General features: G+C 37.9%; 15 protein-coding genes. 9 read left to right on the top strand and 6 right to left on the bottom strand.

Going from position 1 to position 19,664, the window contains the following annotated elements; translation table 11 throughout:
* The 4 genes from tamL to ccoN form a co-directional block, all read right to left on the bottom strand.
* Nucleotides 1–2,328, bottom strand: a complete 2,328-nt coding sequence (gene tamL, locus ODZ84_RS11050) for a translocation and assembly module lipoprotein TamL (RefSeq protein WP_266177145.1) — start codon at nucleotides 2,326–2,328, stop codon at nucleotides 1–3.
* On the bottom strand, nucleotides 2,329–7,353 hold the full coding sequence (locus ODZ84_RS11045) for a translocation/assembly module TamB domain-containing protein (protein WP_266177144.1): 5,025 nt from the start codon (nucleotides 7,351–7,353) through the stop codon (nucleotides 2,329–2,331).
* A gap of 295 nt (nucleotides 7,354–7,648) precedes the next feature.
* Entirely contained in the window at nucleotides 7,649–8,536 is an 888-nt protein-coding gene (locus ODZ84_RS11040) for a cytochrome c (RefSeq protein ID WP_266177143.1), read from the bottom strand.
* Between the two features lie 16 nt (nucleotides 8,537–8,552).
* Nucleotides 8,553–10,832, bottom strand: a complete 2,280-nt coding sequence (gene ccoN / locus ODZ84_RS11035; RefSeq protein ID WP_266177142.1) for a cytochrome-c oxidase, cbb3-type subunit I — start codon at nucleotides 10,830–10,832, stop codon at nucleotides 8,553–8,555.
* A gap of 182 nt (nucleotides 10,833–11,014) precedes the next feature.
* Here ccoN and ODZ84_RS11030 point away from each other — a divergent pair, with 182 nt between their 5' ends.
* From ODZ84_RS11030 to ODZ84_RS11015, 4 genes are all read left to right on the top strand, one after another.
* Nucleotides 11,015–11,308 carry a helix-turn-helix domain-containing protein gene (locus ODZ84_RS11030; RefSeq protein WP_266177140.1) on the top strand — a complete coding sequence of 98 codons (294 nt, stop codon included), beginning with the start codon at nucleotides 11,015–11,017 and terminating at the stop codon, nucleotides 11,306–11,308.
* Nucleotides 11,309–11,340: 32 nt separating this feature from the next.
* Nucleotides 11,341–11,541 carry a hypothetical protein gene (locus tag ODZ84_RS11025; protein WP_266177138.1) on the top strand — a complete coding sequence of 67 codons (201 nt, stop codon included), beginning with the start codon at nucleotides 11,341–11,343 and terminating at the stop codon, nucleotides 11,539–11,541.
* A gap of 16 nt (nucleotides 11,542–11,557) precedes the next feature.
* The gene (locus tag ODZ84_RS11020; protein WP_266177136.1) at nucleotides 11,558–12,985 is read left to right on the top strand and encodes an amino acid permease; all 1,428 of its coding nucleotides are present in this window, start codon (nucleotides 11,558–11,560) and stop codon (nucleotides 12,983–12,985) included.
* A gap of 93 nt (nucleotides 12,986–13,078) precedes the next feature.
* A complete protein-coding gene (locus tag ODZ84_RS11015) occupies nucleotides 13,079–13,303 on the top strand; it encodes a hypothetical protein (RefSeq protein ID WP_266177135.1) in 225 nt (74 codons plus the stop codon).
* Nucleotides 13,304–13,714: 411 nt separating this feature from the next.
* On the opposite strand, the gene ODZ84_RS11010 is transcribed toward ODZ84_RS11015, so the two are convergent.
* Complete coding sequence (locus ODZ84_RS11010; RefSeq protein WP_266177134.1) at nucleotides 13,715–14,545, bottom strand: MBL fold metallo-hydrolase; 831 nt, start codon at nucleotides 14,543–14,545, stop codon at nucleotides 13,715–13,717.
* A 359-nt stretch (nucleotides 14,546–14,904) separates the two neighbouring features.
* On the opposite strand from ODZ84_RS11010, the gene ODZ84_RS11005 reads away from it, so the two are divergent.
* Complete coding sequence (locus tag ODZ84_RS11005) at nucleotides 14,905–15,510, top strand: recombinase family protein (RefSeq protein WP_266177133.1); 606 nt, start codon at nucleotides 14,905–14,907, stop codon at nucleotides 15,508–15,510.
* Nucleotides 15,511–15,606: 96 nt separating this feature from the next.
* Nucleotides 15,607–15,801, top strand: a complete 195-nt coding sequence (locus ODZ84_RS23640; protein ID WP_408612423.1) for an NINE protein — start codon at nucleotides 15,607–15,609, stop codon at nucleotides 15,799–15,801.
* 36 nt (nucleotides 15,802–15,837) lie between these two features.
* On the opposite strand, the gene ODZ84_RS11000 is transcribed toward ODZ84_RS23640, so the two are convergent.
* Nucleotides 15,838–17,195, bottom strand: a protein-coding gene (locus ODZ84_RS11000; RefSeq protein ID WP_408612347.1) for an IS3 family transposase whose coding sequence is annotated in 2 segments (ribosomal slippage) — nucleotides 15,838–16,857 and nucleotides 16,860–17,195 — 1,356 coding nt in all. Because the reading frame shifts where the segments join, the coding sequence is not laid out codon by codon here.
* A gap of 962 nt (nucleotides 17,196–18,157) precedes the next feature.
* Between ODZ84_RS11000 and ODZ84_RS10995 the strand changes: the two genes are divergently transcribed.
* Genes ODZ84_RS10995 through ODZ84_RS10985 form a run of 3 tightly spaced genes read left to right on the top strand, consistent with a single transcriptional unit; the run spans nucleotide 18,158 to nucleotide 19,406 of the window.
* Complete coding sequence (locus ODZ84_RS10995; RefSeq protein ID WP_266177131.1) at nucleotides 18,158–18,556, top strand: hypothetical protein; 399 nt, start codon at nucleotides 18,158–18,160, stop codon at nucleotides 18,554–18,556.
* Entirely contained in the window at nucleotides 18,546–18,980 is a 435-nt protein-coding gene (locus ODZ84_RS10990; protein ID WP_266177130.1) for a hypothetical protein, read from the top strand. The genes ODZ84_RS10995 and ODZ84_RS10990 overlap by 11 nt, the downstream gene beginning before the upstream one ends.
* A 45-nt stretch (nucleotides 18,981–19,025) precedes the next feature.
* Nucleotides 19,026–19,406 carry a protein-export chaperone SecB gene (locus ODZ84_RS10985; RefSeq protein WP_266177129.1) on the top strand — a complete coding sequence of 127 codons (381 nt, stop codon included), beginning with the start codon at nucleotides 19,026–19,028 and terminating at the stop codon, nucleotides 19,404–19,406.
* The last annotated feature ends 258 nt before the right edge of the window (nucleotides 19,407–19,664 follow it).

Genomic DNA, 19,664 nt, shown 5'->3' with positions numbered 1-19,664 from the left:
TTAAAAAGGATATCCGATTGCAATATTCAAAATGAGGTTGTCTTTTCGCCAGTTGGAATCTCCAAAATTGATCCTGTCAAATGCCCATCGGTCATTTTTCTCATAATAAGGAACTCTTAATGGCATGGCAAGATCCAGTCTTAAAACAAGAATAGAAAAATCCAGTCTCAGTCCCACCCCGGCGCCTACTGCAATTTCGCTTAAAAATTCTTTAGAAAACTTAGCGCCCGGTCTTTGTGCATCCTCGTTGATCAGCCAGATATTTCCGGCATCCGCAAATACGGCAACATTTAAAAATTTGTAAAGATTAGCGCGGTATTCTGCATTTAATTCCAGCTTGACATCTCCGGACTGGTCGAAGTAATAACCCGATTCGATCGTTCTCGGATCAAAACTTCCCGGCCCTAAAGTTCTGGCACGGAAGGCACGGATACTGTTACTTCCTCCCGAAAAAAACTGTTTGGAAAAAGGAATATTCTCGGAATTTCCGTAAGGATAAGCGACCCCGGCAATGAATCGTGTTGCCAGTGAAGTTTTTTCTGTGAATTTATGATACAGGCGGAAGTCATTTTCAATCTTGGCATACTGACTGAAAGGGATTCCGAAGAGTTTCTTTTCTTTGTCTTTTTTTACGTCTGCACCGGATACAAGCCCTGTAATGTTTCCGGCAAGGTCCAGAGTTCCTTTATAATAAATGGTCGTCGGCTTATTGACCATCGTATTCGTATAGGTGTAAGAATAGGTTGGGCCGAAAATAAGCTGCTTCTCGACCACTCTTCGCATTGCATCACTTTTCTGCGACAGCGAGTCATAAAGAGGAGTTATCTTAGCCGGTGAAACCAAGGTGACATCCAGGACTTTCAGGTCATGTTCCTTTCTTATATTTTCTTTCCACAGGTATCCGAATGATGCGCTGAACGTATTTAATGTATAATATTGCGTCCGGTTCTGGAATTCATATCCCAGACTGATATTGGTTCTCGGAACAAACGCACTGGATGAATTAAAACGGAACGGTGCCACAATTCTGGGGATCGAAAGCTGAACATTGGTTCCGGCTCTGAATATATTCTGGGCATTTTCAGGTCCACCCACCTGCACGTCAAATGCTCCGTATACAGAAGCCTTGAACTGTTCCGCACCACGGAAAAAATTTCGGTGGGTCCAGTTCAGGTTAAGCTCACTTCCGGCATAGTTGGCAGAGTTGGTTCTTCCTAATGCTTCAAGGCGCAGAGACTGAAGTTCCCTTGGCGTTAACATATAGTAGGCATCAAATTTATGATTTAAAGAGTCTGAAACCACAAAATCGTTTTTCACAAATTTAAAAACACCTAAACTGATCAGTCGGTTTAAAGAAAGATTATGGTTGGTACGGTTATAAATGTCCCCTTCTTTAAAATACAGAGCCCTGTCAAAAATTTTGGGTTTAAACTTATGCTTTGGATCTACAACATAGATGTGCTCATAGGAATATTTTGAGAGCGAATCAGGGTTCATCGGGACACTGTATTTCCCGTCTTTTACATCCTGAATATTATAATTGGGAAATACAATAACCTTATCGATGCTGAACTGTTGTGTCGCCAGATCTGGAGTATTGTCTTTCAGCTTTACATTAAGCTCCACCTTATGGTTTTTACTGACCGTACTGTCCGCCTGGGCAATAATATTGTCCGGGTGGAAATAATAAAAACCTCTTTCTTTCAGTCCGTTATCGATTCTTTCACGCTCAGCTTTGATAACATCAAGATCAAATGGTTTTCCGGATTTAAGAAACGTTTTATCGGTCAGGTTCTGAATTTCTTTATTGATTAAAGTAGAATCCTTCTGAAATTTAACATCGCTGATTAAATACTGGGCACCGGGTCTCAGCGTATAAATAACCTTCGCCTTTTTATTTTTAGAAATGGTATCATACGTTGCGTTGGCATTGAAATAGCCTTTGTTCTCAGAATAATTGACAATGATATCCCTGTTGAATTCACGATCGACATCACCCAGTAAAACAGGCTTTTCCCCTATTTTATATTTTAACCAATAATTAAAGCCCTTCTCTTTTTTAGGCTCTTTGGCAATATTGTAAAAGTATAATTTAGGTCTCAGACCCAGAAATGAAGAATTGGGCTTTGGGGTTAGCTTAGCCTGAAGCGCTTCCCGAAGTTCCTTCTTATCTTTTTTCGAAAGCGTATCATTTTCGATTTTCACTTCAGCGCCGGTGTACAGCATCTGACCTTGCTTCAGAAACTTTGTATTGCTGCATGAGAGGGTAGCCGAAGCCAATCCGGAAGCGAACAAATATTTAAAACAGGTATGGAAATTACTTTTCATTTATTTAAATTCTACCACTTGGTTATTTTTATTTTCTTTTTTAGGTCTCTTATTTTTCGATCTTTGGAAAATCTCACGGAATCTGTCATAGTCCAGGGTGATGACAAATCCGAGCCCTGTTTCCACAATCTGACCCTGAAGGGCTACCTGATAATCGTTTTTACGGTAGGCCCGCAGCATATACCGGTTATCTCTGGATAAGCTGTAATCCAGGGTTAAATCTCCTGCGATATTGGTCATATTTTCATTCTGACGCGCTTCCCCTTCCAGGCCGAAGTTACTTCCTACTGTTACTTTAAGACGGTCATTAAGAAGTCTTTTACTGATGTCCACGTTAAGGTCCGTTCTTGTATTTTTCTGTCCGGTGGAATAGTCTTCTGAAGAATCAAGTCCGAAATTCAGATCGACTCCCTTGATGAGATCACCTGCCAGGTTATTAAGCTGCTGGGATAATAATTTACTTACACTCTGTCTTGCCATCATCTCTCCGGAAGTGCCTGCGCTCGATTCAAACGGATTTTCACCAATGAAACGGTTTAGTAACAATAAGGCGAAAACCTGCTTATTCAGTTCAGATTCCTGGGTTCTCAGCTGTGTTAATTTCTGATCCACCAGGTCGGTCACCGTAGAAGAAACCGCATTATTTTTTTCGTCTGTGGTAATGTCAAATGTAATCTGCGGTTTCAGCAGTTCGCCTTTCATTTTCAGCAATGTATTGAAAGGTATTCTCTGTTTAAACTGGTTGAGGGTGGTGGCATCGGTCACCTGCTGTTCCACTAAGTCAATCGGTGCGGTCTCCGTTTTATAGATGGCCGTGATATCCAGTGTAGCGGCAGTAGGTTCACCGGTCCAGGTAATGGTACTTCCTTTCTGAATATCAAACTTACGTTTCAGGATGCTTACTGACATTTCGTAGCTTCCTTTTTCTACTTCATAAACGCCCACTAAAGTGGTCTTACCAGAAGGATCTACGCCTCCTGTAAGTTCCGCTTCACCCTGAAGTTTTACAAAATCTCCGTTTGCTTTATCGATAATGATCGACATTTTTGCTTCTTTGCTTACCTCGATATTTACACTTACGTCCATTCCCTTGATTCGGCTTTGAGCTTTCAGGGAATCCGCACTGATGGTTTTGTTTAAAACCACCTGATCCTGATCGATAAATTCTACAATTCCGTCCCGCTCCTGAAGAGTAGGAGAGGATTGGGGAAGTACGAAGCTGAAATCAGTATTGTCTGCTACCGCAAGCCTTCCGTCTACTTTCGGAAGATCCAGATTTCCGCGGACACGCAGTGCCGCATCGATGGCCAGGATACCATACATCATGGCATCATCGGACTTCTCAGAATTTACCACTTTAAAATCTTTGGCATTAACGTCCAGATTAAAGGCAAAATCGCGATACGTCTGCGTAAGAACCTGCCCGTCGATTCTTAAGGAATTTCCGTCTTTATCGTTGATTTTGAAATTGTCAAATTCAATACCTCTGCTGGTAAAGCCGATCTCATCATTCAGTTTTCTGAAATCACTTCCGGTTTTGGCAATTTCCAGTCCGACATCATTGAATTTCACTTTTCCTAAAATATTCGGCTGATCGGCTTTTCCGGTGATCTTAAGATTTCCGGAGATATATCCTTCGGTATTGGTTATCGCATTCATGGAGAATCCCTGTACGCTCTTCATCTGAAGCTTATTGATCGCCATATTCAGATCAAACGTGCTGGACGATGTATTGTAATCTCCTAATATTTTCACGTCATTATCATTACCTGAAAGCGCAACATCAGCATTTAAAACATTCGGAGATACATTATTTACTTTCACAGCAAGATTTCCGATCGGATTTCCATACACGAACAGATCTGAAATATTTAGATCTGAAGTAAATGTCATATTTTTCGTGACGTTTCGCAACTGAGCCGTACCATTAATCGTTCCTCTCGCCAGAACAGTATCTTTCTTAATAAATTCAGTGATGGTTTCTATTTTAAAATCTTTCAGCGAAACATTGAGAGGGCTGCCGGGCACATTGGTTTCAGACTGCAGGAGGATCTCACTTCCCGCATTGGAAAGCCTGAAATTATCAGCCAGAATTCCTCTGTCACTGATCTGGATTTTATTATTTTCGGCAACGGTCCAGTCTGTGTAATTTAATTTCAGACCATTCGGATTCAGTGAAATCTCTGTAATATCATTCAATGATCTGGCATTTCCTGCAATTAAAAACTGCGTAGCCTCTTTTTCATCTTTGGTGGTGATATTATAATTAATGGTATTATCGGCAACATCTCCACTGATATTGATCTTATTTAAGGCAAAGCTGGAACTTTTCACAGCAGCAACATCCAGGGCATACTGTAAAGCCTGATTTTCATTTGTAACTTTTATAGTAGCATTTTCAATGCTGTTTTCGCCGTACAGTAATTGAGGTATCGATCCGTTAACTTCTATTTTTTGAGAATCAGCATCATAATTTCCAACCAGATTAATAGTTTCAAAACTTTTCAGCTCCGGAACAAATTTCCTGATGATATCATCATTTTTGATTTTAGCATTGAAAGTGAAGAACTGTCCTGCTTCAATTTTTTGAGTTTTATCCGGCTTCTGAAACTGGTAATACTGGTTGATGGTCTGTGCCAGGGAACCGAAAATCTGCGTCAGCCTGTATTTTCCGGTAAGCTCTACATCTGCTACCTGGGAATTGAAGATAATCTGTGTGGAATCATTCGTTGAGCGGGCTTTGAGATTCAGTTCCTGAACAGGAAATACTTCTTTGGTATCCGAAAAAGCAAAATCTTTAAGATTCAGATAACCGTTTAAATGATCCGGATCAATGCTGGTGAAATCACCGTCAATTTTTCCCGCAAGAATCATAGGTTTTGCATAGAACCCGAGTTTATTCACATCCAGTTTTATAATCTGCCCGTTAACTTTAACCGTTGGATTTTTATCATCATAGACTCCGGAAGCAGTCAGCATTAAATTGGCATTCGGATCCTTTGAATTCAGAACGATATGATAAGCACCACGATTGATCTTGCCCGTCAGGTTCATATTCTGATAACGGTAGCCTTTGTAGACCGCCGAAGCCACATGTCCTTTCAGGTCTGCCTTTGCATTTTTGAAATCAAAGCTTTCACCCTTAGCTGCAATTTGTGCACTGATAGGCCCGATATCTTTATTCTGGATAATCTTTCCGATCTGCAATCCCTGCAGGTTGGCTTTTACATCATACAATTCGTGGTTTTTTCTGCGCATGTCAACCTTCGCAATTACGGCAGCATTCCCCAAAGTAGAATATAGGTTAAGATTCGCATTCACAACCTTGGTTGTTCCTTTTGCCGTTCCTTTAATACTCATGTTTGAAGGCAGAGAAATGTTAGATGGAATGGTATTTTTAGGCACTAAGTTAAAGATGGTCCTTGCCGAAGAAGATAACTCTGTAATTCGAAGGTCGTAATACAAATTGTCAGGATTCATGGCATTTTTAACTCTCCCGGAGGCAGCAACTCTTAACTGGTCCAGACCCGAAACCTTAAGATCGTTAATCAGCAGATCATTGACCATTCCCTTTACGTTGGCATTAACATTTAAAATGGCATTGGGATATTTACTGAAAGGGACTGTAGTTCTTAAAGTAGGAACCAGATTTAAAATATCTGCAAAACCGATTCTCGAATCTTTAATATTGGCTGAAACCTTTACAGCACCCGGATTCGATGTTAACTGACCGATGGAGTTATAATTTAGAATCACCTCATCACGTAACAGGGTTTTCGGCGTCTGCAGATAAAGGTCTTTCAGATAAGCTTCTTTTTCTCCATACACAAAGTCTGTATTAAGCTTTTGAATATTTAAACCTCGGGCTTCCTGGATTTCAGCTGAATTTACGGTTCCTTCAAAAGTGTTGTCCTGCATTTTAAAACGTCGTACTTCCACATTCATTTTCGAAAAGTTCATGTGGTTAAAATCCATTCCCTGTTTTGTAGGTGCGATGGCGGTATTGTTATAGGCTACCTTTACATCATTCAAAACCAGTTTCCCAAGAAGAAGCTGCATTGCCTTTTCCTTATCCGAATTTTTTGAAGCCTCAGGTTCTTCTGTATTTTTAGGATTGGCATCCTGAGCCGGAAGAAAAAGATTGGCATTGATGTTGGCACCCGAAAGAAAAACATTGGAAACATTATAGGCGTTATTTTCAAGATCGAGCTTGTTGACCTTTGTGCTTAATTCTTTAAATAAAACCTTAGCGAAAGTCTTACTGTTATCATCACCGTAATCGATATCAAAATTAGTCAGCTTAATCCCTCTCAGACCGATCTGCATAGGTTTCTTATTGTTAAGAGAATCTACTTTTTTCTCTACTTTTTCAGAAACTTCCTCTACAAGATCCTGTTTCAGTTTTAATTTTAATCCGTCAAGATTAATATCATTAACGGCATATTTATTATTGGTTAAATCAAAGGTTTTTACCCGTGTATCAAAAGATTTGAAATACACTTTAATGTCATTTCTTGATTGTTCATCATTAAAAGTAACCCCAATGTCTTTCAGGGTAATTTTATCAAGAGAAATAATAAAAGGTTTGGAAGGGCTTTCTTCCTTATCACTGGTGGCAAAAGCGTCAATGATATAATCGAAATTGAATTTACCGTCTTTATTTCTGACTACGTTGGCTCTGGCTCCTTCAAGATCCACCGAGGTAATGTCTGCTGTAGAACTGATCAGTTTAAGCATATTCAGACCGACATCCAGTTTTTTTACGGCCAGAAGCGTATCGATATTCTGCCCTTTTAAATAGAGATTTTCCATAACAAGACTGTTTGGAAATCCTATATAAACTCTTTCGAGGCTTACTTTTGTTTTGATTTTTTTCTCTAAGTAAACGACCAGTTTGTCTTTAATGAAATTCTGAACAACAGGAAGTCTTAAGCTGAATAGCAACAGGGTCAGAAAAACCAATATGGAGATAATGGTTATTACAGATCGCCTGAGTAGTTTTCTTTTATTAATTTTTAGTTTCAAAAGTTGGTGGTTTTAACAAAGATAATAAATCATTTATTATAAGATGATGAATTCTTTACTATGATTACCACACTGCATACAAAAATCCTGCCTTGACTGCCCATTATGGAATTTAGTTTAGTGAATAGTCAAGTGAATTAGTTGATAAGGACTGTCAAGGCCTGGATTTTGTTGTTTAAAAACACCCCCTTTGATCTCATTTTTAAATAGTTGAAAAGGTGAATATAAAAATGGAAATTCAAATGTTAGTTTAGTTTCAAAGGGGGTATGAAATATACTTGGAGATAATAAAATTTTAGTCGTTTCCGTTTTCCCACTTTATCTCATCGCCCTGAGGGGCAGCACCGCCCTGAGCCGGGGTAATAGGAGCTGTTTCCTGATTGATATGATAAATATAGGCTGCTATTTTTTCTGCATCTCTTCCCGTGATGGTTCCTTCTTTAATGAAGGGCCGCATGGTAGGGTTGTTTGGAGAACCGTTTTCCAGCATCCAGAATACATTTTTGAATAAACTTTTTTCCTTATGATTAATCCAGTGCGTATCGGTAAGATTTGGACCTATTCCTCCTTTTGCACCGTCTCCATGGCAGGTTACACAATTGGTTTTGAATAATTCCTGACCTTCGGCAATGTTGTCTGCGCTGTATTTGGCGTTTTCAAGGGTGATCTGGGGTGCATTTTTCTCGTATTCTTCAATGGACGCCAGCATTATTTTCGTGTCATGGGTCAGTTCTGCTTCAGGGTGTGCATAGTCGGTGAAGGCAAATGCCGTTAAATACACCACACAAAAGATACATCCGAAATAGAATAAGCCGATCCACCATTTGGGTAGAGAGTTGTCAAGTTCTGTAATTCCGTCGAAACCGTGATCGATCAGAATGTCTTTTTCCTCAGTGGCAGACTGTTTTTTAAATGCCGAGTTCCAGAGTTTCTGAAAATACGGGGTATTTTTGTCCTTCAGAAATATTGCTTTTTCTTCGTCGGATAATTTTCTGAAATTTTCATTCTCTATCAGATCCCCGATGGCGTTCATGATAAAAAGAAGAATAATGGTAATCACCATCAGACCCCAGAAAAAAGGTGATGAAAAATAAGCGCTTTCGTGCGCAAACATTTCGAATGCCAGAACAGTTAAACCTATTGTTACAGCGATATTGATGAATAATGGTGTTCTTGTTTTCATTGTCTGTCAGTTTAGATTAGTCAGCACTTGCCGTTTGAATTTGTGTGGTTTTAATATCGGTACCCAGTCTCTGCAGGTAAGCGATCATCGCAACGATTTCTCTCTGTTCCAGCGGAACAAATGATGCTCCCTTCGCTGCACGGTCTTTTTCCACCTGCTCTTTTACATCCGCAGCCTCAGCATAAATCCGTTTAACGATAGCTTTGGACTGGTTGTCTGCCCATTGATTGGCAGAATCGATCTCTGATTTGGTATAAGGGACGTCGAAATAGTTTTTCATTAATTTCATTTTGTCCACCATTTGTGTTCTGTTCAGTGTATTGGTGATCAGCCATGGAAAACGGGGCATAATAGATCCTGCAGAGGTAATTCTTGGGTTATACATATGTTTGAAGTGCCATGAATCCGGGTTTCTGCCGCCTTCTCTGTGAAGATCCGGCCCGGTTCTTTTTGACCCCCAAAGGAATGGTCTGTCATAGATAAACTCTCCGGCTTTGGAATATTGCCCGTTTTTACCTTCAAATCTTACAATCTCATCCCTGAAAGGGCGGATCATTTGGGAATGGCAGGCGTTACAGCCTTCACGGATGTATAAGTCTCTTCCTTCCAGTTCCAGAGGGGAATAAGGTTTCACTGCTGAAATGGTCGGAACACTCTGTTTTAGAGTCAGAGTAGGAATAATTTCTACCAGCCCTCCGATAGCTATGGTAACAAAGGCCAGGATGGATAATAATTTCGGAGTTCTTTCAAGCCAGAGGTGAACCCCTTCGCCTTCTTTTCTTACACTTCCGATATTGGCTAACGCAGGAGCTTCCGCCGGAACATTTTTCTGGAATGAGCCCTTTCTGATGGTTTTAATAACATTCACCACCATTAAAATTGCTCCGAAAAGATAGAAGATACCTCCTAAAAATCTCATTTTAAAATAGGGAATAATAGCGGTAACGGTATCTAACCAGTTTTTCCATACTAAAGTTCCGTCCGGGTTAAACTGTTTCCACATGAGTCCCTGCGTAAATCCGGAAATATACATAGGAACAGCGTAGAAAATAATTCCCAGGGTTCCCAGCCAGAAGTGCCAGTTTGCTAATTTTTTGGACCAGAGTTCAGTTCTCCACATGATAGGAATCAGGTAATATACTACTCCGAAGGCCATGAAACCGTTCCAGCCTAAGGCTCCCAAGTGTACGTGACCGATAACCCAATCGGTATAGTGGCCGATTTTGTTTAGTGATTTTGTTGCTAATAAAGGTCCTTCAAAAGTGGCCATTCCATAGCAGGTTACGGCAACTACGAAGAATTTCAGGATCGGGTTTTCTCTCACCTTGTCCCAGGCTCCCCTTAAAGTAAGAAGACCGTTCAGCATTCCGCCCCATGAAGGTGCGATGAGCATAATAGAAAATCCTGTTCCCACGGCCTGAGCCCATGCTGGCAAAGCAGTATACTGGAGATGGTGAGGTCCGGCCCAAAGGTATACGAAGATCAGTGACCAGAAGTGGATGATCGATAATTTATATGAAAATACCGGTCTGTCTGCGGCTTTCGGAAGGAAATAATACATCAGGCCAAGAACCGGAGTGGTCAGTACGAAAGCTACGGCATTATGACCGTACCACCACTGGACAAGAGCATCTTTTGCTCCTGCATAAACGGAGTATGATTTCCAGCCTGTGAAAGATAACGGAACTTCAAGATTATTAAAAATATGAAGCATAGCTACTGCGATCCAGGTTCCTATGAAAAACCAGATGGCAACATATAAATGTCTTACCCTTCTTTTTGCGATGGTTCCGAACATGTTGATCCCGAAAACAACCCACGAAATGGTAATCAAAATATCAATGGGCCATTCGTGTTCCGCGTATTCTTTAGAAGTATTGATTCCCATCAGGAAAGTAATCACTACAGAAATAATCATGATCTGCCAGGTCCAGAAATGGATCCATGAAAGCGTATCACTGTACATTCTTGTTTTCAGCAATCTCTGCAGGCTGTAATAGGCTCCACAGAAGAAAGAATTACAGACAAATGCAAAAATAACGGCACTGGTATGGAGCATTCTGATTCTTCCGAAACCCAGTGCACCCTGTGTATTAATCAGACCCTGAATATTCCCTGACGCCAGGCTCTTAATAGTAGTATCGTCTGTTCCGAATAAAAATTCAGGAAGTTCGGGATAAAAAAGCATCAGAGCTGCCGTAAGACCTAATAAAAAACCCACAAGACCAAATGCAATTGTAGCATAGAGGAATGCTTTGACAATCGAATTGTCATAACTAAATTTCTGCGTCTCCATAATTCCAATAGTTGTTGTACCCAAGTGATATTGATCTTTAGAACAAAAAGTTTTTAACTTAAAAGTGTATAAAAATAAATATCATGTAGGGTAATAATGTTTTGCCAAAGGTATTCACTAACTTTGTGTAAGTCTAATAGGTATACTTCTAAAATATACCGAAAACTTCTAAAATAAACACAATGAAAATATGTAGTCAAAATATTAGGAAAATCAGAAGAAACAGAGATTTCACCCAGGAATATATGGCCTTTGAGATGGGGATTTCTCAGAAAGCCTATTCCGATATTGAAAATTCTAAAGTGAAGATTAACCTGGATATATTAACAAAAATTTCTGCCATTCTGGAGATAAAACCTTCTGAAATCTGCAGCATTTCAGACCAGTGCGGAAACCATGAGTATGAGCATAAATACCATGAACTTCTGGAGTATATGAAAAAGAACGGGATTGCCGTCCCGAAAGAGTATCTGTAATTTTTACCGGTCTTAATAAAAAGGTGTCTCGATTGAACATCCATTTCACGGTAATCCTGAACTCTTTATCATTATCCTATTACATTATCCAGTCCATGGTCCGGCTTTCGAAATCCTGGAGCATTTTAAGGATCAGATTCCGGCTGACTGGCCTTCTCTGTAAAAAAGAATCGTTCTGCACCAACTATATCCAGTCTCCGGTAGAATCAGGAGCAAAGTTTTTATATATTTAAGCCATATTTTTTCCATATGAACAATGAAAATAAAGAGAACCCGAAAGATTCTCTCGTCCGGGGGCTTACCAACCGGCATATTCAGTTAATTGCCCTTGGTGGTGCTATCGGAACAGGGCTTTTCCTGGGGATCGGTCCTGCTGCTGTACTGGCCGGCCCGTCTGTTATTTTAGGATACGCTTTAGCAGGTATTATTGCCTTTTTTATCATGCGTCAGCTTGGTGAAATGGTCGTTCAGGAGCCTGTTTCGGGAAGCTTCAGCTATTTTGCCTATAAATATTGGGGAAGTTTTCCCGGTTTTGCTTCCGGCTGGAATTACTGGATTCTGTATATTCTGGTGAGTATGGCAGAGCTGACAGCAATCGGGCATTATGTGCATTTCTGGTGGCCGGATATACCGCTCTGGGTTTCCAGTCTGTTTTTCTTTATCGTAATCAACGCCCTTAATCTCGCCTCCGTTAAAGTGTATGGCGAAACCGAATTCTGGTTTTCCATTATAAAAGTGGTGGCCATCATTGCGATGATTGTCTTTGGAATCTATTTGCTGATCAGTGGAACAGGAGGGGAGAAAGCGGGAATTTCCAATTTATGGAACGACGGCGGTTTTTTTCCGAAGGGCTTTTTTAACAAAGACGCTCATAGATATTCCGGGCTGTTTTCGGCCATGGCCATGATCATGTTCTCTTTCGGAGGGCTGGAACTGATCGGGATTACTGCTGCAGAAGCGAAAAATCCTGAAAAAACAATCCCTAAGGCAACCAATCAGGTCATCTACAGGATTTTAATTTTTTATGTCGGCGCTTTGGTTATTTTATTTTCATTGAGTCCGTGGAGAGAAATTACGGAAGGAACAAGTCCGTTTGTCATGGTGTTCCAAAACTTAAACGGATTGGAATTCACCCTATTCGGAAAGGTTATTCAATTCAATGTTTTAATTGCAAATGTGCTTAATCTGATTGTGTTGACCGCTGCTTTGTCAGTTTATAACAGCAGTGTTTACAGCAACAGCCGGATGCTTTTCGGATTGGCCCAACAGGGAAATGCCCCGAAATTTTTAACGAAATTAAATAAAAGCAGTGTTCCCACAAATGCCATCCTGGTTTCCTCATGTTTTGCCGGTATATGTATCATCATTAATAAACTCGTACCCGAAAAAGCCTTCGAATATTTAATGGCACTGGTGGTTTCTACCCTGATCATTAACTGGCTTATGATCTGTTATACCCACCTGAAATTTAAGAAAAGTAATATTAATTCCGGGGTTACCCTGAAATTCCCATCCCTGTTTTATCCGGTGTCCAACTACATCTGCATTGCCTTTTTATTGTTAATTTTAGTGCTGATGAGTATCACGGGCATGGAAATGCAGGTCATTTTAATTCCGGTATGGCTCGTGTTTTTATTTATAATGTACAGATTATACAAACCGAAATCAATTAAATAATGAATAATACAAGGACGGATCTTGATCTGTCCTTTTTCCTTTTCAATCGTATATCTGTCAATGAAATCTGAAGCGGATTCAAAATATAATTTTATGGCAGATGCTCAACCTTATCGGTATGCTGAGGTAAAAAATCAGCAGATAAAAAAGATGAAAAATGACTTCTCACGTTTTTGGTTGATATTGATTAATATGAAAAATAATTACAATAAAAATAGTCAGTATAATCAATTGCAGACTATAAAAGAAAAGGCATTTTTCACGCCTGAAAGACTGGAAAGAATATGGTTCCTGATGCATTATACTTCCATCAGATAAGTCAGACCCGCATCCAGCGGGTTTGTTTAGTTTCTGAAATTATTTTAAAACTCTCATAAAGATAGGGCTCTTTTTCACATTATTGATTCGGGGGTTTTATTGATTTAAATGGCATATAGACGTGACGGATTTTTTAACTACCTCTTTCAATCTTTAAAAAAATTGAAAATAGAAAGAGACAGCCTTAAAAAGCCAAAAAAAATTCCTCTCCTCTTCGTTGTCAGAGTTATACATTGCAGGATTTTCAAAATGAACACTCAGGATGACTAATTTTATTTGTATTACATCCTCTTTTAAACGCTAATTTTTCTGATCCTACTTTTATCTATTGATCAATTCAGCTTCAGTCTGATGATGTATGAGGGAACCTATGAGTAAAAACGGATATATATACATTGCCGGAATCTGTTCTTACTCTACAAACCGTCCGTGTGAGGGTACAGCCAGGGTGTCGAAATCATCAGTAAGCTTATCCAGCCCAAGTCTCAATTCTTCACCCTCCATATATTGCCCGTGTCCTGAAATCACAATGGATGGGGATAAATCTCTTAGCCTGGCTACGGTATCCCTGGCAGCCGTCCAATCTGTAGTTAAGTATCGGGGAGGGCCCTGTACTTCACGTTTCTGTACCAGAACTTTATAAAATGAATCCTGTTTTACCGTTATAAAAGCATCCGCTGAGATCAGGATACGGTCCTTCTCACGGAAGAAGACCACCTGGCCGGGAGAATGGCCGGGCGCATGGATCCAGCGCCATTCGCTGAGACCCGGTAATTGACCATGCTCCGGATAATCAAATACATGTCCGGAAATATCGATGGGTTTGTGCGGATAAATGAAAGAGAGCTTGGCCAGCAAGCCGCCTTCAACAGAAGTGTCAGGTTCAGGATATTCCTCTTTCCCGGTAATGAAAGGGATTTCCAGAGGATGGGCATACACAGGGACATCCCATTTTTCCAAAACCTTCACAATTCCACCGACATGGTCAAAATGACCGTGACTCAGGAATATTGCTACCGGCGGCCTGTCTTTGCCGTAGCGATCTTCGGCAGCGGCAATAATTTCCTCCCCGCATTCCGGCATTCCGCAGTCTATTAAAAACCAATCTTCACCGGGCTTCCCCAGCATGACCACATTCACGATCTGATTGGTATAATAATATACATCATCTGTTACCGATTTGCCGTTTCCGCTGGAAAACGACGTCATTGGAATCATTCTGTTGTCATCACTCTGTTTCATATTAATATTTTTATGGTTTATAAAATTTTATCTTAGTAGAGGGTAGTGTGCATTCAGGGTGCTGGATACATAAAAAAAAGTGCGTATAACACACCTTACATTAGTAACTCAATGATTATATATGTATTACAAACAAAAACCATACCTGAACGCGGCTTTTCAATTGTTTATAGTAGCACATAGTTTTAAAAAATTATATAATAATTGCAGGGATTTTCCTACTGATAAACGGTGGTTTTGTGAGATTTTTAAAGTGGTCGGATTTGATCACTTTATTTTTTTAATATATTTTCTCAAAATGTCGTATCACTAAATAAAGTTTCATAAATTTACAAAGTATGAGTTTAATGTAACAAAATATGAAAATAGGATATGCCCGGGTCTCGACCAAAGACCAAAATTTAGATTTGCAGATTGAAGCTCTTGAAAAAGCTGGCTGCGAAAAAATATACCAGGAGAAAATTTCCGGTACGACAAAAAATCGTCCGGAGCTCGATAAGATGATCGAACAATTTAGGGAAGGTGATGAACTTCATGTTTGGAGATTGGACCGTTTAGGGAGAAGCCTGAAAAATATTATTGACTTGGTTTTAAGTTTAAGTGATAAGGGTATCATCATAAAAGGTATAACTGATGGAGTAGATACTGCTACTGCAAATGGCCGACTCTTCTTAAATCTGATGGCATCGCTTGCTGAATATGAACGGGAATTGATCCGAGAGAGGACTAATGCCGGTTTGCAATCTGCCAGGGCGAGAGGTAGGTTAGGAGGTAGACCAAAGGGCTATACTAAAGAGACAATTTCCAAGCTTTTGCTTTTACGTAATATATATAAGGATGTCACTAAACGTCCGGAAGAAATTTTTAAACCATTAGGACTATCTAGAGCAACCTTTTATCGGTATGCTAAAATTTTAGATAATCATAATGATGAAGAAATAAAGAAAATGTCAAATGGAAAATAGTATATATTTGTTAATATAAAAATAGTCCGCTCTACAAAGTACACTATTCAAAATATAGTAGAGCGAAATTTATTTTAAACACTAATTCTAAAAACATTGAAAAATAAATTATCAACATCTTTATTGGCTCTTTTCTTTGGTTACCTCGGTGCACACAGATTTTATTTAGATCAAGATCGGAAAGGATATAAATATTTATATCTGTCAATATCAATTGTCGGATTATATTTGACAAGATATTTTTTTAATATACATGACAAATTCGCATTGTACGTCTTCAAACCAACTTAGACATTTTAGTTTAAATCCTTAAGGAGGATTTTCGATTTATAAACTTACTAATTTTTGTTGGTTATATATTTGTCTTCTTTTTCGGATGGATTCCGCTTTTGTTTGCTTTCTTTTTTCCAAAATCTGTTCTGATCTTCCGAAGTACACATCTGCTGGAGTGAGGTTATTTATCGACTCGTGATAGCGCTTGTTATTGTAGTTTTCTACAAACTTCTCCAGTGCCTGGATGAGTTCCTCGGGATGATAAAAATGATTTAGTTTCACTACATTTTTCATCGTTCTGTGATAACGTTCAATCTTGCCCTGGGTCTGCGGATGCATTGGTTTTCCGTGAACCTGTTTCATCCTTAAATCGTCTTTCAGATAGCTTTTCAACTCATTGGAGACGTAGCAGGAACCGTTGTCCGAGAGCAGTTTCGGTTTGGCTTTGGTCTTTAATTTTGCTTTTTTAATGGCTGTGTCCACCGTTCGTTTCACATCTTCGGCTTTCATTGAGTCGCATAGCTCCCAGTGAATGATGTAGCGGCTGTAATCGTCCAAGATCGTGCTCAGATAGTACCATCCCCAGCCTATGATCTTGAAATAAGTAAAATCTGTCTGCCACATTTGATGCACAAATTCCGTTTTGTCTTTGAACTCATTTGCTGCCGAAAGAAGAAAATGATTCGGTGCCGGGATTAAGTCTCTTTGCTTCAAAATCCGGTAAACACTAGATTCTGAAATAAAAACACTTTGCTCATCGGTAATTTTGTAGGCCAGTTCCCTTGCAGATAATTCGGTGTGTTCCAAAGCGATCTCTACTACCAGATCTTTCTGTCTTTCAGGAATGCTGTTCCATTGCCTATGGTTTGTTCTTTTCGTAGTTTCCAAGCCATCATAGCCGTTTTCCAAGTAGCTTTGATACCATTTGTAAAAGCTGCTTCTAGCAATTCCAAAACTTTCCAAGGTTCGTTTCACGCCGAGTTCACTTGTGGTTACCGTTTGAATGATCTCGTATTTCTCAGCTGCCGATAATCTCATATATTTCCTGTATTTATCGATTAATCCAGCCTGTCTAAACTTTTTTTTACAATGTCATAGCGAACGACCAGATCAGCTACGATCTCTTTCAAACGTGCATTTTCCTTCTTCAGATCTGATACTTCATCACTCGTAGCCTCGCGAGCGACATCTCCATTTAAGCGCTTCTTTCCTGCTTCCATAAACTCCTTGTTCCAGGCATAAAACTGCGACTGTGCAATATTATGGTTCCTGCAAAGTTCGGCTACGGAAGTCTCCGCTCGAAGACCTTCCATCACGATTAAAATCTTTTGCTCTGCAGTGAATATTCTGCGGGTGTTCTGCCGAATATCTTTTACGAATTTCTCGGTCGGTTTCTTTTTCGGTGTTGCCATAATTAAAATTACTCTTTTTATGAAAACACTCCTTAAATTTTTAATGTCTAATGTCCACTTTTTGCTGACGATTTACAATTATTAAAAATTTATGAGGAAAAAGCGGATAATTCAAAAAAGGAACTATTTGAAGCATTGCAAAAGTTAGATGAAATAAAAAATGCCAAATGATAAAAGTTTTCCAATAATTGATTAAGCTATAATCTATTTTTAAATTTAACTTTTTCTCGTCAATTCTTCTTACCATTTTAACGTCTAAAACGATAATACTCGATAGACTAAGTTTCAAAAAACGTTAATCAATTATTTAACTAGAAAATAGAGATCTATATCCAGATTAAAATCAATCAAACAAACAAATTTCAAATTTTATTTTAATAACGTAAGCATAGGATGATAATGCAATGCTTAATTTTATTTGACATTAATATTTTCTACCATTTGCCAAATTTTTCTTGGCCGATTTCTCTAAACCAAGGTGCTAAAGGTTTTATTTTTTTTCCTGGATAGAATGACACATAAATATCAATTTTCCCCTAAGTAATTTTGTTAAAAAGTTTAAGATCTTAATCTAAAGATAAATCTCATGCAGAGATAGCTTTTAAAAAGGAATATTTAATGAAAGTATTTTTAGTTGGAGTATTTTTGTAAAGAAAAAAAATAATAAATAATTTTAATACGACGAGTTTTGTCGTTGCTTGCTAATATCTTTGCTTTAGAAATATAAAAGAAAACAAAAGAGTTAATATAATATGTATTATTAGAATCAGTAATTAGCTGCTAAAATTATAGAGTTAAATAGCGGATAAACATTGGTTTATTTTGTTAAGTTTAAATTTAGCATTTATTAGAGAGGCAAACTGATCAAATTTTAAGTAAAATAATTAGTCATATTGCAGAGATTTATCCGTTTGGTATAAAATAATTTTATATATTAGTTTTTTAATACCTTTGCATACTAGATGGCGGCAAACAACTTTGAAGATAAGTCTGATAAAACATTTGATTCTGCAGAAATTTTGGTTAAAAATAATCAAAAAAACTCTAGTATACATTGTTATTATTATTCATGTCTTCAATTGCTAAATCACTTTTTAAATGTACATTGTAGATATAGTGAAAAAGAAATTCGTGATTTAGCAAATGACAAAGAATCGCATAATAAAGTGATTAACTTGGTTAAAACAAAATTTGATGAAAGAGATATCAACGCCTTAAGTATTTTTGGAGAGTTGAATCTACTGAAGAAGGAGAGAGCGAAGGCTGATTATGGTATGGCCTTTGTGATAGATACCGATGACACAAGAAAAAAAACTGTAAATTTTAGGAAACAATTTAAAATATTAATTGATGACTTCTAAAGAATTTTTAAAAAGTAAATTGTTTGAGCTTTCAGCCGAATATCCAGCTACAACAATTAAGTATTATTTCGATACTTTTGATAATGATCATTTTATCTGTATTCATCCAAAAGATGATTTAGAAAAGATAATTATAAATGAAGCTATGGCAATCGATAGAGAGTTTATTAAGAAATATTCTATGGAATGTCTTTCTTTTATTGCACTAGATGATAGTTTGCATTTTGATGAATTAGTATTTGAATACACACCATCATCAATTCTAGAAATTAAAACAATTAATATTTCTAATGTGAGTGCTAGTTTCAAATCACACTATACAGAGAAAACTTCTTATACTCAACCTCTATTTTTAGTAAGAAAAATATCTAGAGAAGCTATTGTAATTGAAAAAGAGGATGATGAATTTGCATTTGCAGCTTAATTATGAAGACAAAATTAAATGATATTATTCTTATAAAGACAGTTTTTGAGAGAATCTGTCTTAGAATTTGAAGATGACTTCGAATTAAATACTGATATAAATATTTCTCATGGTATTACAGGTAATAATGTTCTCGTAGTCTTTTTTGAATATATTTTGAATTTAGATTTAAAATCAGAAGATAAATTATTGCCTCAATTTAAATATTCTTCAACGCATGTTGCTCAATTCGAATTAGAAGAAAGTGCAAAAAATGAGGAAGATTTTGAAAATAAACTTGAAAGATTTGCAAATATAAATGCGGCTGCAATTATTTTCCCTTTTATTCGTGAAAATGCGGCTACAATTTCAGCAAAAGCAGGTATGTCACCGATTATAATACCTGTCACAAATTTTGTAAAGTTATACGAAGAAAAGAATAAGTAACCTTAATTATAAAGCCTCATATTGAGGCTTTTTTTATGTATTTCATTTTATACTATATTGTAATAAAAAAATTAAATTTATAAGGTTAATTATTAATTTGCGGTTATTATGAAAATTATCGAATTAAAGAGTTGAATTAATAATAATTTATTCTCATTGCACGACTTTTAAAGGCCGAAATTTAATAATAGATATACAATTTAGTCTCAAAAAACGATAAGATAGTTTTAAATTGCTGAATGTTTGGTATGATTTGTA

Origin of the sequence: Chryseobacterium fluminis (assembly GCF_026314945.1) — a bacterium.
GTDB classification, from domain to species: Bacteria; Bacteroidota; Bacteroidia; order Flavobacteriales; family Weeksellaceae; genus Chryseobacterium; species Chryseobacterium fluminis.
Note: the sequence above shows the minus strand (reverse complement) of the source record. Positions and strands in the feature narration are given on the sequence as shown.